We start from the raw sequence: 25,216 nt of genomic DNA on the forward strand, positions 1-25,216 counted from the left end.
AGGAAGAGGTGCTTTCACCGTCCGTAGCCAGAGCGACAGACATATCCACAGCAAGTGACCAGATCGGGCGGCCGAACGGGTGAGTTTGGTCGCCTCCCCGCATCGCGGTGGTGCGGGGAGCCGTTGATCTGGCGGACCTCGCGCCACAGCCGATCCCCAGCGGCTGGTCGCGGACGCTGCATAAGCCAAGGTGGGAGGCCTCGCGGGTGTCTGGAGCACACGCTGGGCCGTCCGGTTCGCCCGGACGGCGCAATGCTCCGGGGACCCCTGATGCCCGGGAGGTGCCCGCACAGGCGCCTCGTCCCCAGTCTCAGTCCGAGTCGTCTCAGCCCGAGTCGACTCAGCCCGAGTCCCGGTCCGAGCCTTGGTCCGAGTTCCCACCGCCGGCGACCGGGGCGCCTTCCCCACCCGGCGCGCGCCGCATCGCGCCCCCGATCGGTCCCGGCGGCCCGGCGGGGCCCAGTGGTCCCGGACCGGTCGGTCCTGGTCGTCCCGGTCCGGCCGGCCCCGGTGCACCCGGCCCGGCCGCGCACCGCCGGCCGGTGCCCCCCGCCGTGCGCCAGCTCGCCGCCCGAGGCGCGCCCGGCGCGTTAGCCGGGGCCCCGCGCCGGGGCCCGCAACCCCCGCCGCAAGGGCCACCCCCCGCCCAGGATCCGCGCGGACCGGGTCCGCGCTCGCCAGAGCCGCGCGGCGACCGCTCCCCCGAGGTCAACCGAGTCAACCGACCGGGCGCCGGCCCGGTGAACCCGGGCAACGGACCCCGCGAGCAGTTCGCGCTGCCCAGGCGGCAGCCCCGAAAACCGCTCGGGCGGGACGGGGCGGACGTGCCCGAGCAGGCCGGCACCAGACGCCGGTCCGATCTGCCAGAACAGGCCGGCAACGGCCGCCCGCCGGGTGTGCCGGACGTGCCGGACGTGCCGGACCATGGCCGCCGGTCGGCCCCGACCGAGCAACCTCCGCGTGGCCGTCGACCGGTCGGTGCGCCGGAGCAGGCGCCGAACGGCCGCCGGCCCGGCACCCCCGACGAAGCCCTCAACGGGCGCCCCCCGGGCACCCGGGAACAGGCCGGCAACGGCCGCCGTCCCGGCTCGCCCGAGCAGCCCCTCAACGGCCGCCGACCGGCCGGCAACCCGGAACAGTCGCCCAACGGCCGCCGCCCCGGCACCCCCGACGACTCCCCCAACGGCCGCCGCCCGGGCACCCCCGAGCAGTCGCCCAACGGACGCCGCCCCGGCACCCCCGACGACTCCCCCAACGGCCGCCGGCCAGGTACCCCGGAGCAGTCGCCCAACGGACGCCGACCCGGCAACCCGGAGCAGGCCCGGCCGCCCCAGGCCGAGCCGGACGCACCGGACAACGCCACCGCGGCCCGCCTCCTCGCCGAGGGCCGGGCCCGGATGGCCACCTCGTCCCCCGACGCACCGGAGGACGAGGCACCGGCGCGGCGCAAGGACCGGCGGATCGGCGGCCGGTTCGACATGACGGAGCTGACCGCCCGCGCCGCGGTGCTGCCCGAGCAGGCGAAGGAATGGTGGGACCGGTCCCTGCGGCGGCGCCGGACCCGGCTCGCCAAGTACACCCCGAAGCAGCTCTGGTGGCACCGGGCCCGGCTGGCCGGCCTCGGCGCGGCGGGGCTGTTCGTGGTGCTGCCGGTGATGCTGTTCTTCATCGGCTACCTGTGCTTCAGCGTCCCGACGCCGGACGACGCGGTGAACAAGCAGGTCGCCACGATCTCCTTCGCGGACGGCAGCCAGCTGGCCAAGGTCGTCCCGCAGGAGGGCAACCGGATCAAGGTCAGTATCGACCAGATCCCGAAGCATGTGCAGTTCGCGGTGCTCTCGGCCGAGGACCGGAGCTTCTTCTCCAACCCCGGGTTCGACCCGATCGGCATCGCCAGGGCGGCCGTGCGGCAGCTCACCGGGGGCGGGGGCGGCGGGTCCACGATCACCCAGCAGTACGTGAAGAACTCGCTGGTCGGCGACCAGCACTCGCTGTGGCGCAAGTACCGGGAGATGATCCTCGCGGTCAAGATCTCCCAGGAGAACACCAAGGCCGACATCCTCGCCGACTACCTCAACGCGATCTACTTCGGCCGGGGCGCCTACGGCATCCAGGCCGCCAGCCAGGCGTACTTCGGCAAGAACGTCTGGGAGCTCAGCCCCTCCGAGGGGGCGCTGCTCGCCGGCGTCATCCAGTCCCCGTCCCGCTGGGACCCGGCGGTCGACCCGCAGCACTCCGTGGAGCGCTGGACCTTCGTCGCCGACGGCATGCTCCGGCAGGGCTGGATGACCCCGGAGCAGCGCGCGGCGGCCCGGTTCCCGGTCACCATCCCGCCGCGGCGGATCTCCGGCGGCGTGCCGACCGACGACCGCGGCCTGATCCTGAGCGCCATCAAGGACGAGCTGGAGTCCCGGGGCATCAGCGAGCAGGAGTTCAGCCAAGAGGGGCTGAAGATCACCACCACCATCGACCCGGTCGCCCAGCAGCAGGCGGTGGACGCCGTGCACAAGGGGCTCGACGGCCAGCCGCCGAACCTGCGCAGCGCGCTGGTGTCCATCGATCCGCAGACCGGCTCGGTCCTGGCCTACTACGGCGGCGACAACGGCGTCGGCCTGGACTACGCCAGGGTGCGCAAACAGCCCGGTTCGACGTTCAAGCCGTTCGTGCTGCTCGCCGACATGCTGCAGCCCACCCCGATGGGTCTCGGCACCCAGTTCAAGGGCGAGCCGCTCCCGGGGCTGCGCAATGCCGACGGCGCGTCCTGCCAGGTCTGCGACATCAAGCAGGCGATGACGATCTCCAACAACGTGATCTTCCACGAGCTGGCCATGCGGGTCGGGCCGCAGAACGTGGCCGACGCGGCGAAGCTGGCCGGCATCACCGCCCCGCTGAACAAGGTCGACGCCGGCATCGCGCTCGGCGACAAGGAGGTCACCCCGGTCGACCTGGCCTCGGCCTACGCGACCATCGCCGCCGGCGGCGTCTACCACCCGCCGCACCTGGTCACCAAGGTGACCACCTCCGACGACCGGGTGCTCTACGAGGCGGTGAACCCGCCGTCGCAGCGGTTCAGTGCCCAGGTCGCGCGCAACGTCATCGAGGCGATGCTCGGCGTGCCGACCTACGACAAGCTGACCCTGTCCGGGAGCCGGCCGGTGGCGGCCAAGACCGGCACCGTGCAGTCCTACGTCGAGAACCAGAACAACGACGCATGGACCGCCGGCTTCACCCCGCAGGTGGCCTCGGTGGTGTGGATCGGCACCGACCAGAACACCCCGATCAAGAACGCCAAGGGCGCCCCGATCTCCGGTGGCACGATGCCGGGCACGATCTGGAAGACCTACATGTTCGACGCCACCAAGTCCCAGCCGGCACAGTCCTTCGGGCCGTACAAGGCGATCGGCACGCCGCCGGCGGTGACCGGTCCGACCGACGGGTTCATGGCGGGTGGCGCCCCGGCGGCGCCGGCCGCCCCCGCCCCGGACGCCGCCGTGCCGCCCTCCGATGCGCCGCCGCCCCCGGAGCAGAACGACGAGCGCCCGTCCAGTTCGGACAACAGCGACAGCGGCAACAGGGGTGGCGGTGGCGGTTCGCACAAGGAGTGCGGCCTGCTGACCTGCAAGACCGTGCAGGACGAGGGGCAGAAGGCGCCGTCCTCGAGCTCCGGCGACTCCGGCGAACAGGCCGAGGCACAGCCGAGTCCCGAGTCGGACTCCGGCTCGACCGGCACCGCGATCCCCTCGACCAGCCAGCCGGTACGCGGCTAGAACCTGCCCCCACCTGGGCTAATTTGGTCCCTCCCGTGCCGTCGGCGGGGGAATCATCTGCCAGATGCGGACCTTCGAGGTGCTGGCCTGGGCCGAGTCCGGCGGCTTCGTGCTCTACGTCCCCGAGGTGGAAGCGCTGACCAGGGCCAGGAAGCTCGACGAGCTCGAAGCCGCGGCCCGTGACCTGGTCGCCGAACTGCTCGGCCTCGAACCCGGCACCATCGGCATCACCCTGCGCTTCGAGCGCCCGCACCCCTGACCGGGCCGGGTCCGACGGCCGGAACCCACCGGGACAGTCGGTGGCTGATGGCACTCTCAGGTCATGGGTGAACAGGGCGGCGGACCGACAGGCGGCAATCCCACGAGCGGTGCTCTCACGGGCAGGGTGGCGCTGGTCGCCGGGGCCACCAGGGGCGCCGGGCGTGGCATCGCGACGCAGCTCGGGGCGGCCGGTGCCACGGTGTACGTGACGGGCCGCTCCGGCGGTGGTCAGCGCTCGGAGTACGACCGTCCGGAGACCATCGAGGAGACCGCCGAGCTGGTCACGGCGGCCGGCGGCAGGGGCATCCCGGTCCGGGTCGACCACCTGGAGGCCGAGCAGGTCCGCGACCTGGTGGCCCGGATCGACCGGGAGGCCGGCCGGTTGGACGTGCTGGTCAACGACATCTGGGGCGCCGAGCTGCTGTTCGAGTGGGACACCCCGGTCTGGGAGCACTCGCTGGATCGCGGGCTGCGGATGCTCCGCCTCGCCGTCGACACCCACCTGGTGACCAGCCACTTCGCCCTGCCACTGCTGATTCGCCGGCCCGGCGGCCTGCACGTCGAGATCACCGACGGCACCGCCGAGTACAACGCGGACACCTACCGGATCTCCACCTTCTACGACCTGGCGAAGGCTTCGGTGATCCGGATGGCCTGGGCACTGGCCCACGAGCTGCGCCCGCACGGGGCCACCTCGGTCGCACTGACCCCGGGCTGGCTGCGCTCGGAGATCATGCTCGACACGTTCAAGGTCACCGAGGACAACTGGCGGGACGCACTGGCCGAGCAGCCGCACTTCTGCATCTCGGAGTCACCCGCCTTCGTCGGGCGCGCGGTCGCCGCGCTGGCGGCCGACCCCGAGGTGTCGCGCTGGTCCGGCCGGTCGCTGTCCAGCGGGCAGCTGGCGAAGGAGTACGGGTTCACCGACCTGGACGGCAGCCGCCCGGACGCCTGGCGCTACCTGCCCGAGGTGCAGGACGCGGGCGGGCCCGCCGACGCCACCGGATACCGCTGAATCAACCGCGCTGAATTAGTCGCGCCGCCCGTCCACGCCCGGCACTACCCTCGCTGGTTCAGTGATCACCAGGCGTGAGGAGCGGCGTGAGCGAACCTCTCCACCGGGGCCATCGCGATCCACGTCGGCACCCAGACCTACGAGGTGGAGTTCCGCGGCGACCAGAAGAGCCACCACGTGCACAACGTGCTGCTCTGGCACATGGGCGTGCGCTAACAGCGCACCCGCCGGGTGGCGCGGCAACCGGTGCGGTGGCGCCGCCGACATACCGGCGTAGCGTCGGTGACCATGACGTTGTCCGTGCCACTGGATCGCGAGCAGCTCGGCCACCTGCGCCACTTCGACAACCTGTCCCGACGCCTACCGAACGACTGGTCCCTGATGCAGGGCAAGGGCCAGGGCCAGGACGACTTCGGCAGCTACCGCTTCCAGCTGGCCTACATGGCCTACGCACTGGCACTGACCCACCGGCACCGGCTGCCGGCCGCGCCCGGGGCGTTCCAGCCCACCTTCCAGCGGCTGATCGACAAGATCCTCGAGCCCGACGTGTGGCTGTACTGGCGCGACGTCAGCCAGGGCGGTTCGGTGTTCAACGCCCACCTCGCCGAGGAGTTGGGCGAGGAGTGGGACCCGGTGGTCCGGGACAACATCATGTACAGCGCCTACGTCCAGTCCATGGCGCACCTCTACGCCTACCTGTTCGACGACGACCGCTACGCGGCGCCGGGCGCGCTCACCTTCCGGTACTGGTCGTTCTTCTGGGGCGGCGCCGAGCGGCGGTTCAGCTACGACCAGGACTCGCTGGCCGAGAACCTCTACTGGCAGCTGGTCGAGGGCGGTTTCGTCGGCATCGCCTGCGAGCCCAACTGCGTGTTCCAGATCTGCAACCAGCCCGCCATCCTGGGCTTCCGCATGCAGGACCTGCGCACCGGCGGCAGCCGCGCCGAGGAGATCGTCCGCGGCTACCAGAAGGCCTGGGAGCAGTACGGCCGGCTCGACGGGAACGGCCACTACAACATGATGATCAGCGCGGACACCAGGGAGGTGCGGCCCAACCAGACGCTCGCACCGTGGGTGGACGCCTGGTGCGGTGCGCTGATGAACAGCTGGAACCGCGACTTCGTGCACCGGAACTACCCACGCCAGGTCCGGGAGTTCCTGGTGCCGGGCGGCGACGGCGCGCTCTCCGTGCGGTCCGCCCCGGCCATGGAGGTGATGGGCCAGACGGTGGTCAACGACACCTGCGACTTCGGCTGGGTGGCCGCCTGGGCCTCGGAGATGGGCGACACCGAGACGCTCACCGGCCTGTTCACCCACGCCGACCGGTACTTCGCGCCGACCTGGCGGGACGGCGGGCTGTACTACCCGCGCAACGACACCCCGGCCGACGCCGACGGCAACCGCACCGACATCGAGCCGATGAGCGGCAACGTGCTGCTCGGCTACGCCCGCCTGAACGTGCCGGACGGCTTGAACGGCCTCTACCAGCAACCCTGGGACCGGGCGCACTTCAGCAACCCGGCGCTGACCGAGGTCGACCCCGAGGTGGAGGTGAGCCGGGCCGTGTTCGCCGACGGCGCGCTCGACTTCCGACTCCGGAGCCGCGAGGGCGGCGAGCCGGGCCGGGTGGTGATCGGCCGGCTACCCGGCCGGGGCGACTGGACACTGCGCCGCGACGGCGAGGTGCTGGCCAGCGGGGCGGACGCGACGGTGCACAGCTCGGCGGACGCGGCAGTTCGCGCCGGCGACGGCGGCGTCGAGCTGCGCTGCCCGGCCGGACCGGCCCGCGACTACACCCTGGCGGTGACCCGATGAGCGCGCCGCCGGTCGGGGGTTCGTTCACCCTCGTCGACCACCACCGCAACCGGGTCACCGAGGCGAGCTACCGCGGCAAGTACGCGCTGCTGTTCTTCGGCTTCACCCACTGCAGGCAGGTCTGCCCGGCCGCGCTGCTGAAGCTGTCCACGGCGCTCGACCTGCTGGGCCCGCTGGCCACCGAAGTGCGGGCGCTCTACGTGACGGTGGACCCGGAGCGGGACTCGTCCGAGGTGCTGCGCGGCTTCCTCTCCGAGTACCCGAGGTTCACCGGGCTGACCGGATCCGCCGAGCAGGTCGATGTGGCCAAGCGGGCGTTCCGGGTGTTCGCCCGGCGGGCCGAGGACCCGGAGGACCCGGAGGGCTACGCGATGCCGCACACCGCGTTCAGCTACCTGCTCGACCGGGACGGCCGCTACGCGGAGCACTTCACCGACGCACTGGAGGCCGCCGAGATCGCGGCGCGGATCCGTACCCAGCTGACCGGCTGAGTCCGCTCGGGCTGACCGCACACCGGTCAACCCTCGCCGTCGGGCCGCGCTCCGTCCCGCATCGGCTCGTCCCGCACCGCTTGCGCCATGAGCGCCAGGAACAGGTCCGTGCAGTGGTCGACCAGCCGCTCCGGGTCGATCTCCAGGTGGCCGTGCAGCCACGCCGTCAGCGTCTGCGCGAGCCCGCCGACGGCGAACTGGGCGGCCAGGTCCAGCCGGAGGCCGCCCGGGATGCCGAAGAACGCCCTGGTGTGCCCGCCGAGCAGTCGGGGGAACAGCTCCGCCGCCTCCAGCCGACGGTGTGCCAGAGAGGGGCTCAGGAACGCCGTGGAGAACAGCAGCCGGCCGCGCCGGGGGTCGTCGACGATCGTGCGCACGATGTTGGCCAGCCCCGCCCGGGTGCGCGCCCTGGCGTCCCTCGGCCCGACCGCGACGGCGGCCGCCGTGGTGGCCGCGATGTCCTGGACGACGTGGTCGTACACCGCCAGGGCGAGCGCCTCCCGGTCCGCGAAGCTCTCGTAGAAGTAGCGCGCGGCCAGCCCGGAGCCGGCGCACACGCTGCGCACCGTGAGGTTGGCTTCGCCCTGGTCCGCGCTGAGCAGGTCCAGTCCGGTCTCGATCAGCCGGGCCCGGCGCCTGGCCCGGCGCTCGTCGCCCTGAACGCCGCCGTACCTGCGCTCCGCTGACTGCATGCCTGCCATCTTGACACCTGAGCGGGCTCGCGCTTCCATGTTGCTAACAGATGTGAGCAGATTCAGGGAGGAATCGGCGATGACCGCGTCAACCTCGGCTTCCGTGGACATCCGGGAGCTCGCGATCGGCGCGGGATTGCTCGCCGGCCCGGCCAACGTGATCATGCAGCTGGCCCGCCCCGGAGTCGGCTACGGCGTGGTGGAGAGCACCGTCGACAGCGGCAAGGTGACGCTGCACCCGATCAAGCGGGCGCGCACCACGCTCAGCTACCTCGCGGTGACGACGCTGGGCACCGACGAGGAGCGGATGCTCTACCGGCGGGGCGTCAACAGGTCACACGCGGCGGTCCGCTCCACCGAGTCCAGTCCGGTGCCCTACAACGCGTTCGACGTGGACCTGCAACTGTGGGTCGCAGCCTGCCTCTACGTGGGCTTCCAGGACACCTATCGGCTGTTCGGCACTCCCCTCGACCCGGTGACCTGGGAACGGATCTACCGCGAGTCGGCGGTGCTCGGTACCACCTTGCAGGTCCCGCCGGACCGCTGGCCGGCCGACCTGGCGGCGTTCCAGCGGTACTGGGACTCGGCCCTCGAGCAGGTCTCGATGGACGACCCCGTCCGGGACTACCTGACCGACCTGATCATGCTTCGCCACCTGCCGCTGCCCATGAGGGCCGCGTTCGGTCGGTTCAGCCGGTTCGTCACCACCGGCTTCCTGCCGCAGCGCTTCCGGGACGAGATGCGGCTGCCCTGGGACGCGCGCCGGCAACGCTGGTTCGACCGGATCATGGCGGTTCTCCGCGCGTTCGTGCGGGTCTCGCCGCCGGTGCTGCGCACCTTCCCGTTCAACCTCTACCTGATCGACCTGCGCTGGCGCATCCGCACCGGCCGCCCACTCGTCTGAGCGAGCGAGCGACGGGCGGTGCGGGTGTCGGCTAGGCGCCGACCAGCAGCGAGCCGTTGCCGGAACGTGCCGCCGCGTGGGAGTTGATCAGCGCCGCGAACGCCCGGACCTTGCGTGGGGAGAACACCGCGGCGGTCGGGACCGTCCACTCCCAGTCCGGGCCGGTGATGGTCAGGCAGACGTCGCGCACCGTGCCGAGATCGGTCCGGCGGTCGGCGGACTCGGACACCGTGGCGCGCACGCCGACCAGCGAGTGGGCCTGGCGGCCCCGCTCGACCCGGTCCCGGTACAGGGTGACGCCGTGGTACCGGGCAACGAGGTCGCCGACCCGCGTGACGAACCTGGGGCGTTCCGCCTTGGCGAGGTGGTACTCGTCCCTCGCGTGGCGGATATCGCTGCTGGTCCTGGCGATGTCGTGGCGGATGCGCTGGCCGCGGCTGGTGATGTCCTGGCGAAGCTGGGTGAACAACGGAGTTCTTTGCTCTCTTTCTGCGTACGGGTAGGTCACCCGGGTCGTCGCGGGAGCACCCCCAGCCGTTACGCCGCCGCGCCGACTAACTGGCCCACAGTGCTCGGCGCCACAGCGCACGGGACCGCCGCACCACCGCGACCGGGTACGCGCCACCGCCGGACAAGGCGGCCCGGGACACTGTCACTCGGGTCAGCCGTCCGGCGCGGGCACCGTGACCGGTGCCGGCACCGGCTGGCCGAACAACAGCGCCACCAGGTCACTGACCGCGTGGACGCCGTCGGCCAGGGCGCCGCGCGGGTCCACCTGGTACATCACCGCGACCACATACCGCTCCCCCGGACCGGCGAAGCCGACGCTGTCCGCGACCCAGTGCTTGCCGTAGCTGTCGGACTCGAACGACCAGCCGTCCTTGTTGCCGGGCTGGTTGCCGGCGCCGGCCGCCCAGACCCCCCACCGCTGGTTTGGCGCGACCGCGCGCATGGCCGCGACCAGGTAACCGCGGTCGGCCGGGTCCGTCACGGTCAGGATGTGCCGCACCAGCGCGGCCAGGTCGTCACTCGTGCACTTCACGAAGCCCCAGTACGCCCGGGTGCTGAAGCCCGGCACGAACCGGACCCCGGGCATCCCGAACCGCTCCCGGAACCGGGCCAACATCGCGTCGTCGCCGTACTTCGCCCACAGCCGGTTCGAGGCCGGCTCGTCGGAGTTGGCGAGCATGGCATCCAGGTCGCGCCGGTCGGCGGCGGACAGCGTGATCGCCCCGGCCCGCCCGCGCTCCACCAGGTCGGTGGCGATCGCCAGCTTGATCGCGGACGCCGTCCAGCCCGGCTGCCGGGTCGCCCCGACGCGCCAGCTCAACCCGGTCCGCCGGTCGGTGAATACCGCGCTCAGGTAGCCGTGGCCACCGCCGGAGCGGGCCACGTACGCGCTGGCGGCGGCGAAGCGCCGTTGCTGGTCGCAGCTCCAGGCGGTGCCGTTCGTGCAGTCGGCCGGCGCCGGTGCCGCGGCCGACACAGCCGGCGCTGGTGCGGCAGCCGCCTCCGGCGCCCCGGTCGCGGCCGGCACCGGTGCGGCGGTGTCGACCGCCGGGGTCGCCGGAGGCTGGGCGCAGCCGAGGAGGGCGGCGGTCAGGAGGACGCACCCGAGCACGGGGCGGGCACGGCGGGGCAGCGGGCTGATGCCGCGGACGCTACCGGAGCACGGAGCCGTGGGGCCGAGGCCGGTCGGCCGCCGGGCGGGACACCAGACGAGTGACATTCGGCTCGTTTCCACATCGCCGCCGGGACCGCTGCGGCGGACCCGAGGCGAGGTGCGGTCCGCTGCCGCGGTAAGTCCACATTGCTCGGTCCGAATTCCCGGAGGAAGTGATCACCGCGGCCGACCGTCCGTACCGGCTAGGGTCCTGAGTCGGAGGTCCGGTGCCGGATCCGGTGATCCAGGCGGCGGCTGGCAAGGCCGCGGATCGCCTGGATATCGGGCATATCCTGGCGATCGAGAACGCAGTCAGGCGCCACCTGGGCGGCGGAGGCGGCGCCGGGAACTTCCGACTCAGGACCCTAGCTTCGTGACCAGCGCCCGGGCCTCCGATCGGCGAGGCACGGTCCCGACGTGACCCGAACCGTCGGTGCCGGGGGCAGCGAGAGGAGATCCAGCGTGACGATCGGCGCGGACCGGGCGACGTTGGAGTCGCTGTTGATGACCCGGTCGCTCAGCGACCCCGAACTGATGGCGGCCAGCGACGCGGCGCCGGACTACCCGATCCTGCCCGACGCGAGCGTGCTCAAGATCGGCGGCCAGAGCCTGATGGACCGCGGCCGGTCCGCCGTGTACCCGGTCGTGGAGGAGCTCGCGCGGGTCAAGCGCGAGCACAAGCTGCTGATCGGCACCGGCGGCGGCACCCGGGCACGGCACGTGTACTCGGTGGCCGCCGAGCTCGGTCTGCCCACCGGTGTACTCACCGGGGTGGGCGCCGCGGTCGCCGGGCAGAACGCCCAGATGCTCGGCTACCTGATGGCCCGCTACGGGGTACCCGTGGTGGGGCACGAGGCGTTCAGCGCACTGCCGCTGCACCTCGCCGAGTCGCACGCGGTGATCTTCCCCGGGATGCCGCCGTACGACATGTGGCAGCGGGTGCCCAGCGAGGGCGTGATCCCGCCGTACCGCACCGACGCCGGCTGTTACCTGGTCGCGGAGGTCTACGGCTGCCGAAACATGATCTTCGTCAAGGACGAGGACGGGCTGTACACGGCCAACCCCAAGACCGATCCGGGCGCGACCCTGATCCCGGAGATCACCGTCGACGAACTGATCTCCCTCGACCTGCCGGACGTCGTCGTCGAGCGTCCGCTGCTCGAGCTCATGCGGCACGCCAGGCACGTCAGGTCGGTGCAGGTCATCAACGGGCTGAAGCCGGGCCTGATCACCCGGGCCCTCGCCGGCGAGCACGTCGGCACGATCATCTCGGCCGCATGAGCGCCGTCCACCAGCCCACCGGGGGAACATCGTGACCGACACCCGCTCCGAGTCCGTGCCGCTGTTCGCGGTCAAGGACGTGCCGTCCGCGCTGATGCGCCAGACGCTGCTGGACCGCGACCTGGTCCGGGCGATCGACCGCCCGGTGATCCGGTTGCTGCCGTGGCTCAACATCGTCGCTCTCGGCGGCCGCTCGATCATCGACCAGGGCCGCGACGCTCTCGGTCCCGTCGTGGCGGAACTGCGTGGCGCGCTGGCCGACCACCGGCTGCTGATCCTCACCGGGCCGGGGGTGCGCGCCCGGCACATCCTCGGCGTCGGGCTCGACCTCGGCCTGCCGACCGGTGTGCTCGCCGCGCTGGCCGCCACCGAGGCCGAGCAGAACGGCCACCTGGTCGCGGCACTGCTCGCCGAGCAGGGCGTGTCCTACCTGCCGCACACGGCGGTCGCGCACCAGCTCGCGGTGCACCTGGCGGCCAGCCGCGCGGTCGTCTCCAACGGTTACCCGCCCTACGGGCTCTACGAGTTCCCGCCCGAGCTCGGCAAGATCCCGCCGCACCGGTCGGACTCCGGGGCGTTCCTGCTCGCCGACGCGTACGGCGCCAACAGCACGACCTACGTCAAGGACGTCGACGGCGTCTTCACCTCGGACCCGGCCGGCGGCGGCAACCCCGAGCTCATCGGGGAGATCACCGCCGCCGACCTGCTGGCCAAAGACCTGCCGACGCTGCCGATCGACGCCACCGTGCTGAAGCTCATGGCCAACGCCAAGAACGTCAAGCAGATCCAGATCGTCAACGGCCGCACCTCCGGCAACATCACCAAGGCCCTGCGCGGCGAACACGTGGGCACCATCATCCGCACCGCCTGACCGCGCACCGGGCGCAGCTCTGCGTAGGGATACGCAACACCCGCGTACCGAGCGGTACGTCAGCGGGGTCCCAGCCATGATCAAACCCCACTGACGTACCACTCGACGTCAGCGCAACAAAACGCGCCCGCAGCTCGAGCAGCCGCCGGACCCGGTGCACCGCCTGCGGCATACCGACCAGGTCGTCGAGCTCGAACCCGTACTCGTCCAGCACCCGATGCTGCACAGTCGGCGGTGGCAACCCGGCCAGCACCAGCCCGAGTCGCAGCCGGGTCTCCCTCGGCGACTCCGCACGGGGGTCAGCCAGCTGGACCACCCGCTGCAGGCGCCGACAGCCGCGCGCTCCCGGTGTAGCGGCCCGCCTGGCCAGCAGCGCCGCCGGGGCGAACCGGTGCAGCTGATCTCGGCTGACCAGCCCCCCGGCGACCGCCTCGCTACCCAGGAACGGACCCGACACACGTTCAGCCTGACCCACCGGGCATCCGCGCCGGGGTCATTTCGCCGAATCAGCTCTGGCTGGACTTCCTGCCGGCGCGAGTGCCGAACCAAGTGAACCCGTTCTGGTCTAGCAGCCATCGGGTCCGGCTGGCACCGTCGTCGTCATGTGGCCACCGCCGGCACAACGTGTCAATCTGCACGACGCCCGCACCCGCTGTCCGGTATGCCATGGCGAAGGCGCTGTTGCCCATCCCAGGGCCATGGTGCTGGCGTCGTGCGGAGCGGTCTGGGGATACGAGGCCAAGCCGTGCTGGGACTGTGACGGCCACGGTTGGCTTCCCGGCGTGGTACTCCCCCTGTAACCGCGGTCAGCCAGACCGACAACGTGGTGAGCGTTCACCCGGCCACCCGCCGCGAAGGACGCCTGTCGCCGCTGTTCAGGGGCCAGGTCAGCTGGTCTGATGGGGTGGTGTTGGAGCTCCGCTGCTGTGGGGTCACGGTTGGCGGGGTCTAAGCTCCGCGGCGCGCGCCCGGCTCCGGGGGTTGTCAGGACCATCTGCCCCGGCGGAATCAATTCGCGCCTGTGTGGATGAGGCTGTGTCTCGCAAAGGAGCGACACGGATGGCCGCGCACGTATCGGACATCGGCGCGCCGGGACGAATCGACTTCACCACCACCGACTCCGGCGTGGCGATCGACTACTTCCAGAACGCGTACCGCACGAACATGCGGTTCAGCGGGGTACGGGACGGCCAGACGTACGCGCACAGCCGCCTCGACGCGGGCATGTTCGCCATCGACGACGTACGGCTGCCGCTGCGTACCGGGGTGGCACTGGACCCGTTCAACTCGCTGGTCATCGTCAACCTGCGGGCAGGCAGGTTCGAACGCGAGTGCGCCGGGATCAACGAACGCTTCGTCGGCGGTGATGTCTTCATCGATGCCGATCCAGTCCTGCCGGCAATCCTGCGGATGTTCGAGACACACCTTCAGACGATCATGCTCGACCTGTCGGTACTCACCCAGGTGGCCGCCACCTCACCCACTCGGGCACCCGGCCCGATCCGCTTCACCCACTTCCAGCCCATCTCCCGCAGCGCCGCCACGCACTGGACGAACTCCGTCAATTACCTCACCGAGCTGCTGGCGCGCCCAGAGGCCGCCGCCCAGTCGCTGATCCGGGGATCAGCCGCCCGGTTGCTCGCCGCGACCGCGCTGGGCACCTTCCCCAACACCGCGATCACCGAACCCACCGCGCAGGACCGACGCGATGCCACCAGCGCCACCGTGCGCCGGGCCACCGCCTTCATCGAGCAACACCCCGATGCCGACATCAGCGTCGCCGACATCGCCGCCGCCGCCAACGTCAGCATCCGGGCCGTCCAGTTCGCTTTCCGCCGCCACCTCGACATCACCCCCATGCAACACCTGCGCGACGTCCGGCTCGACCGGGTCCATCGCCAACTACTCGGCACCGACCCGAGCAGCGGGGCAACAGTCACCGACATCGCAACCCGCTGGGGCTTCTGCAACCAGAGCCGCTTCACCTCCCGCTACCGGCAGGCCTACGGCGTCAGCCCCCGCGACACCTTGCGTGGGTAGCCAGCTACCCCGCCGGACCTGACCCGCGGTACCGCCGCGCTCCGGCTCAGTCGTTGCGGCGGTAGTTCTGCCGCTGGGCCCAGACCCGTTTCTGGTCGTAGCGGGCTCGCCCGAACTCAGCCGTCCACCGGCCCACGAAGAAGCCGGGAATCGAGCCGACCGCCATCAGTAGCCAAGTCGCGGCAGTCATGACCCGACCCGGCTCGGACCGCCCGGGGCGGTGAATCCGGTGTGCCCGAAGACAGCCCACGCCCGCCCACACCCAGCTCTGGATGGCGGTCTCGACGACGAAGGCGATGGCACCGAAGAAGTAGACGTCACGATACGGCGCCGGGAGCCGGTCAGGGACAAGCGTGGCGGCGGCCGCGTATACCGGCGCGTACAGGGTCAGCAGCCACGCCCAGGTCCGCACGTGCTCGCCCTGGGAGGCAAACCAGTCGGCTACGGCTTGGCCGTCGGCGGTGGCGTCTGGCGGGGTGCCCAGCGCGATCGCGGCGGCGGCGTACAGGACGACCGACAGCACAGCCAGGACGAGCTCCGTAGTTTTCGCCCACTCTCCGAAGCGGGTCTACACCAAACGTGACGAGAGTGAGTGGAACGCGAAACCGCCCCCGGTGTTGACCGAGGGCGGCGATTGAGGGGACGTGGTCGGACAACGCCGACAGCATCACGCCGAGTTGCTGGCTGGAAATGGTGAGGATGAGAGCCAAACTGGATGTTTTGGCTGGTGGGCGATACTGGGATCGAACCAGTGACCTCTCCGGTGTGAACGGAGCGCTCTCCCGCTGAGCTAATCGCCCGCGATCGGGGCGGCTACGCCCCGTCGACGATTGGGAACCTTACCCGATCAGAAAATGGGCGAACGCAGCCAGGTCCAGTCGAGCCCGATCCAGCCTCCGACCAGGCCCCAGCCGCCGAGCAGCCACACCGTGAGCAGCACGACGACGGCCGTGCCGGCGAACACCAACAGCTTGATCGTCCACGATTGCCGACCCAGCCATGCGGTCCAGCGGTCGTAGTGGCCCCGAGCGTAGGTCAGTACCCGGCGCGCCCAGGCGAACTCGGTGGCCAGGATCGCCAACCCGGCGAACACCACCAGCCAGCCAGGGCCCGGGTACGGAATCATCACGATTCCGGCCAACAGGACCAGCCCGCCGAGCACCGCCACCCCGACCCGCCAGAACAACCGCATCGTCGGGTTGGCGTCCAGCTTGGCGCGCAGCCCGGACGTCGGGCGCTCCTCAGCGTTGGTCAACTGGCCACCTGTCCTGTTGCGACGACCAGGCCCGGGGAGTCCGGGGCACGGCGGCCGTTCTCGATTGAGATCGCGTAGCTGGAGAACGGATCGGGCGGCGCCAAGGTTCCGCCGACCGGATGCATGCTCTGGTCACCGGCCCCGAGATCGAAGGCGCCGATCGGCACCGGCTTGCCATCGCCGATTCCCCACAAAACATATGTGGTGTGCTCGGCGTTGTTGGGCGGCAGCGAGACGGAGACGACCTGGCGCTGCCCCTGGGACACCAGCACGCCCGCCACCGGCTGCCCGTTCGGGGCATCGAGTACGGCATGCCGGGAGCCCGGCTGGTTGAGCTGGCTCAGCACCCGCTGCGCCTCGCCGGACCGCGCCTGCGCGGCCTGCTGCTGCTCGGCTCCGCCCAACTGGCGGACGGCGATCCCGCCGATGCCGATCAGGGCGAGCAACACCGTGGCCGCCAGCACCCCGAACCGGCGCCGGCGCGCGGACTGGCGACGTTCCTCGGCGCGCTCCGGTGCGTCCGAGCGCACCGTCGGGCGCACCGGGTTCCAGCCGGCGGACCGCTGGCTCGGGCTGACCGGCTCCGGCGGGGCCAGCTCCGGCCAGGCCTGCGTCTCCCGTTCTTCCATGGGCGTCTGCGCGGTGCCGGCCACCGCGACCATCAGCCGGTCCCGGAGCTCCGGGTGGGGGTCGACCTGCTCGTCCCCGGCGGCCATCGCCCAGATCAGGTCCTCGGTCTCGCGGACGGTCTCCCGGCAGACCAGGCAGGTGGGCAGATGCTCGGTGAACTCGTCCTCGTCGGCCGGCTCCATGACCTGCATCGCCCAGGCGACCGCCTGCTCGGCGTTGGCGCAGCGGCGTTCGGCGCTCATCGGGTGCCACCCGTGGGCTGGGTGGGCTCCCATTGCGACGGGATGAGCACCCGGCGCAGCCGACGGACGCCGTTGTACATCCGCGACTTCACGGTGCCCAGTGGTACTCCTGTGATCGCCGCGACCTCCCGCTGCGTGTAGCCGCCGTAGAAGGCCAGCGCGATGGCCCGGCGCTGTTCGTCCGGCAGCTGTCCCAGTGCGTCCCGGACCTGCCCGGTCACCACGGACCCCAGCGCGGCCTGGTCGGCCCCTGGGCCGGCCGGCACCGAACGCTCGTCGGCGGCGGACGCCGGCACGGTGTGTCGCCGGGCCGAACTTTCCCTGCGCACCGCGTCGACGGCCTTGTGATGTGCCACGGCCAGCAACCAGCTGGAGAAGCGGCCCCGACTCTGGTCGAACCGATGCGGGTCGCGCCACAGTGCGAGGAAGACCTCCTGGACCACGTCCTCGGCGAGCCCCTGATCAGCGCAGATCCGGCGAGCGTGGGAGTACGCCAGCCTGCCGTACCTGTCATAGAGCTGCCCGAGAGCCTGGGTCGAACCCACTCCGACCTGCTGCATCAGCTGCTCGTCCGGCGGGTCGAAGGACCGGGGGGCGAGCGCTCCGCGTCGCGCGCTTCGGCCGGAGTTGCCGGACGAAGCGGAGACGTCGGCGACATCGGCCACCAGCGGAATCCTCACCTTGTAGTAATCGCGCCGAAATTCTGTTCGGTTCAGCCTAGTAGCGCCGAGCGGCCGGCGACGCGCTGACCTCACCGTTCTCGGCGATCGGCCGCAACTCGCACTGCTCCAACCGAGTGAGTGTGGTGCCGCGGAGGGCAATGACCGCCCTTCGAACCGTGACATCTCGGCTGTCCGGTCGTTCTCCATCTTGTATGACGGGCAATAACCCACGGAGGGGCAGCACGATGCGCAACGAGCACGTCACCATCCGCTCTCTCGCCGTGTTCGATCTGCTGGCCCAGCAGGCCGACGCGATGCCGGTGCGGGTCGAGCTGCGGTATGACAGCCGTGATCCATATGCGGTGCATGCGGTGTTCCAGACAGGTCGAACCGACGCAGCGGACGTTGAGTGGGTATTTGCCCGCGATCTGTTCGCAGATGGACTTCTCACCGATGCGGGCACCGGCGACGTCCGGGTACGCCCGGCCGCCGGAGACCCGGACACGGTCGAGATCGAACTCAGTTCTCCCTCGGGCCACGCGCTGTTCTCGACCAGCGCACCGGACCTGGCGGACTTCCTGGACCGGACCTTCGAGGCCGTTCCGCCGGGCACCGAGTACGCCTGGCTGGACCTCGACCTGGCCCTGGAGGACCTCCTCTCCAGCGAAGCGAGCTGATCGGGCCGCTTGGGGGGGCCGGTTTGGAGTCCGGATAGCCGATCGGCTAGGCTTCAACCACAACATCCCGCCGAGAAATCGGCGGGAAACATGCGGACGTAGCGCAGTTGGTAGCGCATCACCTTGCCAAGGTGAGGGTCGCGGGTTCGAATCCCGTCGTCCGCTCGGAGGGTGCTCGGGTCCTTTGCCGGACCTCCGTCTCGGCCCCCCATCAGGTTCGGCGGAGTGGCCGAGTGGCTTAGGCAAGGGCCTGCAAAGCCCTGTACGCGGGTTCGATTCCCGCCTCCGCCTCGGGCGATTAGCTCAGTGGGAGAGCGCTTCCTTGACACGGAAGAGGTCACAAGTTCAATCCTTGTATCGCCCACCACAAACGGCCTGGTCAGACCCCCACAGCGGGGACTGAACAGGCCGCTTCTGGTTTCTGCGGGTTGCTGAGTAACTAACTGAGTAACTACTGGCTCGGGAAGATGCTGTCCATCGTGGCAGCCCCATCCTGGATCACCGGCCGCAACTGCTGCCGGTAGACCATCTCCGTCACGCGGGTGCCGTTGTGTCCGACGAGCACTGAGATCTTCTCGATCGGCACGCCGCTGTCCGAGAGCAGCGAGACGAAGCTATGTCGCAGCTCACGAGGTGTCCACTGCTTCGGATCCAGTCCGGCGGCTCGGACCACCTGCCGGAAGCTGCGGCGCACATTCGCAGCGTCCAGCGGTGTGCCTACCACAGAGGCAAACACTAGATCAGTCTCCTTCCACCCCTTCCCAGCGAACGCCCGCTGGCGCTCCTGGGCAGCGCGATGTGTTCGAAGCGCCTGCACACAGCGCCCCGAGATCGCCAGCGACCGCCGAGACTTCGGCGTCTTGGTGTCGCCGGTTGCGCGGACCGAACGCCACACCATCAGGTGCGGCAGAACCGGCGGCTCCGCGTGCTCATCGCCATCAAGAACGACATGCGACCAGGTGATAGCCCGCAGCTCCTCAGTACGCGCACCGGTCAGCAACGCGACTACCAGGTAGGCCCGGAGCGGTGAGGCCTCAGCAGCCGCCATGACCGCGTGAGCTTGACTCAACGTGAGCGATTTCGACCGCCGTCCAGCTCGACCTGTTGGGGTATCACAGAGCAGCACGACGTTCCGCCGGACCTTGTCCCTCGCCTGAGCCCGGCCAATGGCACGGCGAAGTATGGCCTTCACCCGCTGCAGAGTGCTCGTACTGAGGATCTTCGCGCGGTCAGCTAGCCAACGGTCGACGTCCTCGGCGCTCAGCTCCCGCAGCTTTCGACTGCCAAGGTGGCTCACGATGTGAGTCGTAGCCAAGATGCGGCGGTTTTCGAGCGTGCTGGCCGCGCGTCCGGCGAGACCGTATGCCAGCCAGTCCTCCACCGCCTGTCGAACCGTGTAGCTGTCGCTGGCGGCTGTGATCCCGTCCTCGTAGTCGCGGATGAGCTCCTTGAGCTTGTTCTTGGCCTCGGTCTTGGTTCGGCCACTCGCCCGCCGAAAGATCCGCTTGCCGTCTGGCGTGTATCCGACAGTGACCGCCCCGATCCATCGTTGTCGGGCCTCGCTCCAGGTCAGTCCGCCGTCTCCACGGCTACGCCGGCTGGTCATAGGTCACCTCCGATTCGCTGATGAGTAGGGCTACGTACTCGTTGATGGCAACGGCCGGGATGAGTCGCGTTCGGCCTTGGCAGACCGTGCGGAGGCGGCCTGCGCGGATTTGCTCATAGATCACTGAGCGGCTCATCGAGAGCAGAGCCATCGCTTCGGGCACTCGGTAGAGATGTCGCTTCGGGACGGCGGTTGGTGTCGGTGAGGGCTGGGCGTGGTCGGTCTGGTTGTGGTGGTCCTGGGTTCTGGCGACGGTGAGGCGGCGTGGGGCACCCATGTGGGTTGGTTCTCCTTGGTGGCCGTGCGGGAGGTGCTGGCGGCGGGTTCGGTTGGGTGCACGGGGTGCCTCCTGAGGTCGGGTGAGGGTGGGAGTAGCTCCGCAATATCCGCAATATCCACAGAAATACTGGATTCGAGCGTTTGCACTGGTCAGCGTCTTATATGGCGATCTCGTGTTGATCTCCGCAATATTCCGCAGAATCTCCGCAGAAATACCCGGAGGGCCGCGAGAGGGTGCCCGGAGGCCTTCGCCAGGTGTGGAGCGAGTCGACCTGATCGGTCCGGTCGGTCGCCGGGTTCAGCTGGGCGCGGTCATCGTGGTGGCTGCCGGTAGGTGGGATGGGTCCAGTAGGTGGGGCTCGGTGGTCGGCCGCGTTGCCCTGGCCGCCGCTCGGGTGGGGGCTGTTGTTGGATGTGGCCGTGCTCGGTGAGCAGGGTCAGGGGTGCGTCTAGGTCGTCGGCTCGGCGGAACCGGCCTCGGTCCAGGGCACTGAACAGCTCGCGGCGGGTGAAGGTGGCTGGTCGGTCGTGTTCGATCCAGGCCAGGACGCGGCGGGCGTTGTCCACGGTTGGGTCAGTGGTGATGTGGTCGAACACAGCGAGGGCGTGCGCACCGTAGTAGTCGGCCAACCGGCGGGCTTTGTCGAAGGTGTCGCCGCTGACCTGCTGTTTCTCCGGGTTGTCCGGGTGAGTGGCGGCGTGCAGCAGTGCGGCGATTCGGGCGGTTTGGCCGGCGAGTTTGCCGCCCCAGTCTCCGATGTGCGCCCAATCTCCTCGGTGGGGTTCTAGGCGGATTTCGATCTCGTCTTGCAGATCGGCCATAGCGTCATCGGCCTGGGCGGAGAACTGGAATACGGCGGGTTCGACGAGCCAGGCCAGCGTGCGGGCCAGGTGGGCGAGGTGGTCGTCGTAGTTCTGTTCCACCGCCTCCGGCACCGGATTAGGTCGGTTGTTGCGGTGACCGACCATGCTGGTGGGCAGCGAGAACAGGATTCGGGCGAGGAATCCACTGCCCCGCAGCATGGCGGTGTGGCCGAGTTCCTCGATCACGGCCGGCTGCACGGTCAACCCGAGGGTCAGCGCCGGGTTTTCGACCAGTTCGGCGGGCCGGGCGGCACGGTCGACGCGCAGTTGTGTGCCGCTGTAGCCCTTGAGGAACACGTTGGTGTTGACGTTGCCGGAGTAGCGCCCGGCGATGATGGAGAAAATGGTGCCCTCGTCGGACAGAATGGCCAGCCGGCCGCTCTGTTCGGCCAGGACGCTGGCCACCCGTTCCGGGGTGATGTCGTCGACCACGAGTTTCGGTTCAGCTGGGACGTCGATCGCGGCGGCGGACAGGGCCGCTTGGATCGCCTCGGTGATCGCGGAATCGCGTTGCTCTGCCGGTGCGCTGGCGGCCACTTTCTCGGCTTTGTCCAGCGCTGCCTCGGCGGCGCGTCGCTGGACCAGGGCGGTTTGGATGTTCTCGGTGGCCTGCTCGCGCAGTCGCTGCTCCAGTGCGTAGATGGGTCGGATCATGGCGTTGAACACTGGCGATTTCCGCTCCGAGGGCTTCATCACCACGACGGTGTAAAGGTTGACCGGTTCCACCCATCCCCGACGCACACGGGCGAAAGCTCGGCCCCCGGCGACGGTGGACAGCGCGGCCAGTCCGACGCAGCCGGCGAGATCGTGTGGCGTCTGGGTGGCCTCGGCGACAGCGGCAACTTGATCGGCAATCCATCCCGGCAATGCGTCGGTGGGAAACACCGGCAGCGTTGAAACCCCGAGTTCCGCGGTTGATGGGCACATAGGCTCCTTCTGATTCGTGTTTGTGCTGGTAGTGGGTCTGCGGCGTCCTCGGAATCTCCGAAAAGCGTGGGCACACGACTTGTGGTGTCGGGCTTGATCACGCTGGCTGTTCCTGGTCGGCTGGTGGGCATGTATCTGCGGGCGACGCAGCGGAAGAACCGGGACGGCACGGTCGTGCGATACGTGCAGCTGGCGCACAACCGTCGGGTGGACGGGGTCACGCAGGCGCAGGTGCTGTTGAACCTGGGCCGGGAGGACCAGCTCGACCGCGACGGGCTGGCGCGGCTGGTCACCTCGATCAACCGCTACCTGGGCACCGCTGATGGGGCGGTGGCGGATGCCACGCAGCTGGTCGGGGACGGGCTGTCCGTGACCGGCTCACGCCCGGTAGGGGCGGTGCACCTGCTCGACGGGCTGTGGCGGGCGCTGGAGATCGACACCGCGCTGCGCAAGGTACTCGGGCCGCGCCGGTTCGCCACCGACGTGGAGCGGGTGCTGTTCGCGCTGGTCGCCAACCGGGCCATCGACCCGATGTCGAAGCTCTCCGCGGGCGAGTGGGCCAGCCACGACGTGGCGATCGACGGACTCGAGTCGATGGACGAGGACCAGGCCTACCGCGCCATGGACCTGCTGGTGGAGGCCGACGCCCAGGCCGAGGTACAGGAAGCGGTGTTCTTCGCCGTGGCCAACCTGCTCAACCTCGAGGTCGACCTGCTGTTCTTCGACACCACGTCCACCTATTTCGAGCGCGACACCGAGGACAGCGGCGACGAGGCGTTCCGCCGTTACGGCCACTCCAAGGACCACCGTGACGACCTCCCGCAGATCGTCATCGGGCTGGCCGTCACCAAGGAGGGCATCCCGGTGCGCGTGTGGTGCTGGCCCGGCAACACGTCCGATCAGGCAATCCTGCCCGGAGTGAAGGACGACATGCGCGGCTGGCGCCTCGGACGCGTCATCACCGTCGTCGACCGCGGATTCTCCAGCGCGGACAACCTGGCCTATCTGCGCCGCGCCGGCGGGCACTTCATCGCCGGGATGCGCATGCGCGACGGGAATCCGCTGGTCGAGCAAGTACTCGCCCGTCAGGGCCGCTACCAGCAGGTCAAAGAGAACCTGCGAATCAAGGAAGTCCGCCTCGGAGCTGACACCGACGTGCGGTTCGTCATCTGTCACAACCCCGAACAGGCCGAGCGCGACCGCACCCAACGCGAAGACGCGCTCACCCGACTGGAAGCCGAGCTCGAGCGGATCAAGCAGGCACGCGAACGCGACCGCAAGAAGACGAACGCGACAACCCGACAGAAGGCTGAAGCCGCGCACACCAAGGCCGAATGCGCACTGCGCGATCACCCGACCCTGGGCCGCTGGCTGCACCAGTCACCGACCGGCAGGTTGTCACTCAACCGCGCGAAGATCAAGCAGGAGGAACGGCTGGACGGCAAGTACCTCATCGCCACCTCCGACCCACACCTCAGCGCCGAGGACACCGCCCTGGGCTACAAGAACCTCCTGGAAGCCGAGCGCGGATTCCGCGACCTCAAGTCCAGCCTGCTACTGCGGCCGGTCTTCCACCGGCTCGAACACCGCATCCGTGCCCACGTCCTGCTGTGCTGGTTGGCGCTACTGCTCGTGCGCCTCGCCGAACGTCGCGCCGGCATGACCTGGCGGCGCATCAACACCGAACTCAGCCGGGTCCACGCCGTGACGCTGACCGGCAGCGCCGGCACCGCCGTGCACACCACACCGCTCACCACCGCCCAGGCGGCCATTCTGCGCGATTGTCAGGTATCCGCCCCGACCACCGTGACCGCGCTAGACCCGGCCTGACCAGGCAAAACACCCACCCGAGCCTGGCGAACGGCGTAGGCACACGCCCCCTCCGCGCCCTCACGGGCGTTCCCCCAGGTCAAACCCCGAATCCGACCCGCCCATGTGCCTCTCAACTGCGGAACCCGGGTTGAAACGGTCCCTAGCGATACCGGCGGCTCCCACACCGGCGCCGGTACTGCTGACAGGGTCGGGTTGGGGTCTGAGTTGGCGGGAACCATGCGCAACGGGCGGGCCGGTTCAGTCATGTTGTGCACCTCCTTCAGGGGGTCGAGGACGGCTCAGCGGGCCCTGAGTTGCCTGCTGAGCGGCGAATCCGGGTGGGTTGGAGTGGACGGTCGCTACCCCCAACGTGGCGGGTGGGTGTCATGCCGCTATTTGCCTCGGTCGGTTCGCCCCGGCACGCAATCCTGAAGCGATGGTTTGCTCGGCCTGGTGCCGACTGAAGGCGCCGACGGCGATGTGGCCGGCGGCCGCCGAGAGCAGCTCGGTGGCGACCTCGGCCTCGGTGAGTGCTCCCCCAGCGACCAGCTGGCCCAGGGCGACGGCGCCCTGGTAGAGCGCGATGTTGCGGTTGGCCTTCGCGGTGGTGACCTTGTGGGTCTCACCGTCGATCGCGGCGGCGAGGTAGCGGCCGCGCGGCCCCCGGGCTGGCCGGATCGGGACAGCCGGCGCCGCTGGGAGCGGTACCGGAGTCAGACGCTGACACAGCCAGTCGGGAAGTGGAGCGGGGTCCTGGTCGTGCAGGACCCGGTAGATGCCCCCGGGCACGACGGAACCGCCGGCTACGACGTAGCCGCCGTGTGCCCGAGTGTCGATCTTCCAGCCGAGTCCGCGTCCCCGGTCGCCGGAGGTGTTGCGTAGCGATGTTTCAGCCGGTTGTTGGTAGTAGAGGTGCAGGCCGCCGGAGGGGGTGGACACCGTGTAGGTCTCCGCCGGCAACGGCTGTCCGGTTTGATCGGCGAGCATCGCGAGGACGTCCTGGCCGTCGCGCACCCCGGGTGTGGTGAGCACCCAGTCCGGTGGTGGGGCGTCGCCGGGTTTGGGCGCGTCCAGGTCGATCACGACCAGTCCGGACGGGCCACAGGCGATCCCGACGTTGTACTCGCGCCGCGTCCAGGCGGTGCGGACGCGGTTCGGGTCGATCGTGGCGCGCTCCTCCCATCCCCTGTGCTGCTGGGCACAGTCGCCGGTGCGGGGACAGTTGTCCTGGCCGTGCAGCGCTGGTGTCTTGGCCCCGGGCCAGAGTGGGAAGACGTGCCATCCGCGTGCGGCGGCCGAGAGGGCTATCTCGAGAAGTGGCGTTGGCGGTCGGTTGTGCTGACGTGTGGCGGTGCTCATGGCGGAGGGACTCCAGAAGTTACGGTGCGTGACCGTGGGTGGGCATGGGTGTGCCGTGCGGTGGCGGTGCGGAGGGGGTTAGATCGTGAGTTAGATCGGGTGT

Annotated in this window: 23 protein-coding genes and 4 tRNA genes; 14 read left to right on the top strand and 13 right to left on the bottom strand. The window is 70.0% G+C overall.

Annotated elements, in window-relative coordinates:
* Positions 1-740 precede the first annotated feature (740 nt).
* From ACTXG6_RS39420 to ACTXG6_RS39440, 5 genes are all read left to right on the top strand, one after another.
* A complete protein-coding gene (locus ACTXG6_RS39420; protein WP_445184405.1) occupies positions 741-3,767 on the top strand; it encodes a transglycosylase domain-containing protein in 3,027 nt (1,008 codons plus the stop codon).
* 64 nt (positions 3,768-3,831) lie between these two features.
* Positions 3,832-4,026 carry a hypothetical protein gene (locus tag ACTXG6_RS39425; RefSeq protein WP_445184406.1) on the top strand — a complete coding sequence of 65 codons (195 nt, stop codon included), beginning with the start codon at positions 3,832-3,834 and terminating at the stop codon, positions 4,024-4,026.
* Positions 4,027-4,089: 63 nt separating this feature from the next.
* Positions 4,090-5,043 carry an SDR family oxidoreductase gene (locus tag ACTXG6_RS39430; protein WP_445184407.1) on the top strand — a complete coding sequence of 318 codons (954 nt, stop codon included), beginning with the start codon at positions 4,090-4,092 and terminating at the stop codon, positions 5,041-5,043.
* Between the two features lie 288 nt (positions 5,044-5,331).
* Positions 5,332-6,858 carry a linalool dehydratase/isomerase domain-containing protein gene (locus ACTXG6_RS39435; RefSeq protein ID WP_445184408.1) on the top strand — a complete coding sequence of 509 codons (1,527 nt, stop codon included), beginning with the start codon at positions 5,332-5,334 and terminating at the stop codon, positions 6,856-6,858.
* Positions 6,855-7,349 (top strand): SCO family protein, encoded by a 495-nt coding sequence (locus tag ACTXG6_RS39440; protein ID WP_445184409.1) that lies wholly within the window; start codon positions 6,855-6,857, stop codon positions 7,347-7,349. Before ACTXG6_RS39435 ends, ACTXG6_RS39440 begins: the two co-directional genes overlap by 4 nt.
* A gap of 26 nt (positions 7,350-7,375) precedes the next feature.
* Here ACTXG6_RS39440 and ACTXG6_RS39445 read toward each other — a convergent pair whose 3' ends face one another.
* A complete protein-coding gene (locus ACTXG6_RS39445; protein ID WP_445184410.1) occupies positions 7,376-8,041 on the bottom strand; it encodes a TetR/AcrR family transcriptional regulator in 666 nt (221 codons plus the stop codon).
* Between the two features lie 79 nt (positions 8,042-8,120).
* Here ACTXG6_RS39445 and ACTXG6_RS39450 point away from each other — a divergent pair, with 79 nt between their 5' ends.
* Complete coding sequence (locus ACTXG6_RS39450) at positions 8,121-8,945, top strand: oxygenase MpaB family protein (RefSeq protein ID WP_445184411.1); 825 nt, start codon at positions 8,121-8,123, stop codon at positions 8,943-8,945.
* A 31-nt stretch (positions 8,946-8,976) separates the two neighbouring features.
* On the opposite strand, the gene ACTXG6_RS39455 is transcribed toward ACTXG6_RS39450, so the two are convergent.
* Both ACTXG6_RS39455 and ACTXG6_RS39460 read right to left on the bottom strand, forming a co-directional pair.
* Positions 8,977-9,414 (bottom strand): hypothetical protein, encoded by a 438-nt coding sequence (locus ACTXG6_RS39455; RefSeq protein WP_445184412.1) that lies wholly within the window; start codon positions 9,412-9,414, stop codon positions 8,977-8,979.
* Between the two features lie 192 nt (positions 9,415-9,606).
* The gene (locus ACTXG6_RS39460; RefSeq protein WP_445184413.1) at positions 9,607-10,674 is read right to left on the bottom strand and encodes a serine hydrolase; all 1,068 of its coding nucleotides are present in this window, start codon (positions 10,672-10,674) and stop codon (positions 9,607-9,609) included.
* Positions 10,675-11,070: 396 nt separating this feature from the next.
* On the opposite strand from ACTXG6_RS39460, the gene ACTXG6_RS39465 reads away from it, so the two are divergent.
* Together ACTXG6_RS39465 and ACTXG6_RS39470 are read left to right on the top strand one after the other, a co-directional pair.
* Positions 11,071-11,889, top strand: a complete 819-nt coding sequence (locus ACTXG6_RS39465) for an amino acid kinase family protein (protein ID WP_445184414.1) — start codon at positions 11,071-11,073, stop codon at positions 11,887-11,889.
* 31 nt (positions 11,890-11,920) lie between these two features.
* The gene (locus ACTXG6_RS39470) at positions 11,921-12,760 is read left to right on the top strand and encodes an amino acid kinase family protein (protein ID WP_445184415.1); all 840 of its coding nucleotides are present in this window, start codon (positions 11,921-11,923) and stop codon (positions 12,758-12,760) included.
* Here the strand turns inward: ACTXG6_RS39470 and ACTXG6_RS39475 are convergent.
* Positions 12,744-13,217, bottom strand: a complete 474-nt coding sequence (locus tag ACTXG6_RS39475; RefSeq protein WP_445184416.1) for a hypothetical protein — start codon at positions 13,215-13,217, stop codon at positions 12,744-12,746. The two genes, ACTXG6_RS39470 and ACTXG6_RS39475, sit on opposite strands and share 17 nt — an antisense overlap.
* 602 nt (positions 13,218-13,819) lie before the next feature.
* Here ACTXG6_RS39475 and ACTXG6_RS39480 point away from each other — a divergent pair.
* Positions 13,820-14,800, top strand: coding sequence for a helix-turn-helix domain-containing protein (locus tag ACTXG6_RS39480; protein ID WP_445184417.1), 981 nt, complete (start codon positions 13,820-13,822; stop codon positions 14,798-14,800).
* 46 nt (positions 14,801-14,846) lie between these two features.
* On the opposite strand, the gene ACTXG6_RS39485 is transcribed toward ACTXG6_RS39480, so the two are convergent.
* The 5 genes from ACTXG6_RS39485 to ACTXG6_RS39505 all read right to left on the bottom strand — a co-directional run bounded on the left by ACTXG6_RS39485 (position 14,847) and on the right by ACTXG6_RS39505 (position 17,592).
* Positions 14,847-15,323 carry a hypothetical protein gene (locus tag ACTXG6_RS39485; RefSeq protein ID WP_445184418.1) on the bottom strand — a complete coding sequence of 159 codons (477 nt, stop codon included), beginning with the start codon at positions 15,321-15,323 and terminating at the stop codon, positions 14,847-14,849.
* 202 nt (positions 15,324-15,525) lie between these two features.
* Positions 15,526-15,600 (bottom strand) — tRNA-Val (locus tag ACTXG6_RS39490).
* A gap of 47 nt (positions 15,601-15,647) precedes the next feature.
* Positions 15,648-16,055, bottom strand: a complete 408-nt coding sequence (locus ACTXG6_RS39495) for a TIGR02611 family protein (RefSeq protein WP_445184419.1) — start codon at positions 16,053-16,055, stop codon at positions 15,648-15,650.
* The gene (locus tag ACTXG6_RS39500) at positions 16,052-16,927 is read right to left on the bottom strand and encodes an anti-sigma factor domain-containing protein (RefSeq protein WP_445184420.1); all 876 of its coding nucleotides are present in this window, start codon (positions 16,925-16,927) and stop codon (positions 16,052-16,054) included. Before ACTXG6_RS39500 ends, ACTXG6_RS39495 begins: the two co-directional genes overlap by 4 nt.
* Positions 16,924-17,592 (bottom strand): RNA polymerase sigma factor, encoded by a 669-nt coding sequence (locus tag ACTXG6_RS39505; protein WP_445184421.1) that lies wholly within the window; start codon positions 17,590-17,592, stop codon positions 16,924-16,926. The genes ACTXG6_RS39500 and ACTXG6_RS39505 overlap by 4 nt, the downstream gene beginning before the upstream one ends.
* Before the next feature lie 242 nt (positions 17,593-17,834).
* On the opposite strand from ACTXG6_RS39505, the gene ACTXG6_RS39510 reads away from it, so the two are divergent.
* The 4 genes from ACTXG6_RS39510 to ACTXG6_RS39525 all read left to right on the top strand — a co-directional run bounded on the left by ACTXG6_RS39510 (position 17,835) and on the right by ACTXG6_RS39525 (position 18,633).
* A complete protein-coding gene (locus ACTXG6_RS39510; RefSeq protein WP_445184422.1) occupies positions 17,835-18,266 on the top strand; it encodes an SsgA family sporulation/cell division regulator in 432 nt (143 codons plus the stop codon).
* Between the two features lie 92 nt (positions 18,267-18,358).
* Positions 18,359-18,431 (top strand) — tRNA-Gly (locus ACTXG6_RS39515).
* Between the two features lie 54 nt (positions 18,432-18,485).
* A tRNA-Cys gene (locus ACTXG6_RS39520) sits at positions 18,486-18,557 on the top strand.
* Position 18,558: 1 nt separating this feature from the next.
* Positions 18,559-18,633 (top strand) — tRNA-Val (locus tag ACTXG6_RS39525).
* Positions 18,634-18,717: 84 nt separating this feature from the next.
* Here ACTXG6_RS39525 and ACTXG6_RS39530 read toward each other — a convergent pair.
* From ACTXG6_RS39530 to ACTXG6_RS39540, 3 genes are all read right to left on the bottom strand, one after another.
* Complete coding sequence (locus ACTXG6_RS39530) at positions 18,718-19,872, bottom strand: site-specific integrase (RefSeq protein ID WP_445184423.1); 1,155 nt, start codon at positions 19,870-19,872, stop codon at positions 18,718-18,720.
* Positions 19,856-20,149 carry a helix-turn-helix domain-containing protein gene (locus ACTXG6_RS39535; RefSeq protein WP_445184424.1) on the bottom strand — a complete coding sequence of 98 codons (294 nt, stop codon included), beginning with the start codon at positions 20,147-20,149 and terminating at the stop codon, positions 19,856-19,858. The genes ACTXG6_RS39530 and ACTXG6_RS39535 overlap by 17 nt, the downstream gene beginning before the upstream one ends.
* Positions 20,150-20,463: 314 nt before the next feature.
* A complete protein-coding gene (locus ACTXG6_RS39540) occupies positions 20,464-21,942 on the bottom strand; it encodes a YfjI family protein (protein ID WP_445184425.1) in 1,479 nt (492 codons plus the stop codon).
* Positions 21,943-22,071: 129 nt separating this feature from the next.
* Between ACTXG6_RS39540 and ACTXG6_RS39545 the strand changes: the two genes are divergently transcribed.
* Positions 22,072-23,772, top strand: coding sequence for an IS1634 family transposase (locus ACTXG6_RS39545; RefSeq protein ID WP_445190161.1), 1,701 nt, complete (start codon positions 22,072-22,074; stop codon positions 23,770-23,772).
* Positions 23,773-24,138: 366 nt separating this feature from the next.
* Here ACTXG6_RS39545 and ACTXG6_RS39550 read toward each other — a convergent pair whose 3' ends face one another.
* Positions 24,139-25,113 (bottom strand): bifunctional DNA primase/polymerase, encoded by a 975-nt coding sequence (locus ACTXG6_RS39550; protein ID WP_445184426.1) that lies wholly within the window; start codon positions 25,111-25,113, stop codon positions 24,139-24,141.
* Between the last annotated feature and the right edge of the window lie 103 nt (positions 25,114-25,216).

The sequence above is a fragment of the Pseudonocardia sp. Cha107L01 genome (assembly GCF_052566575.1).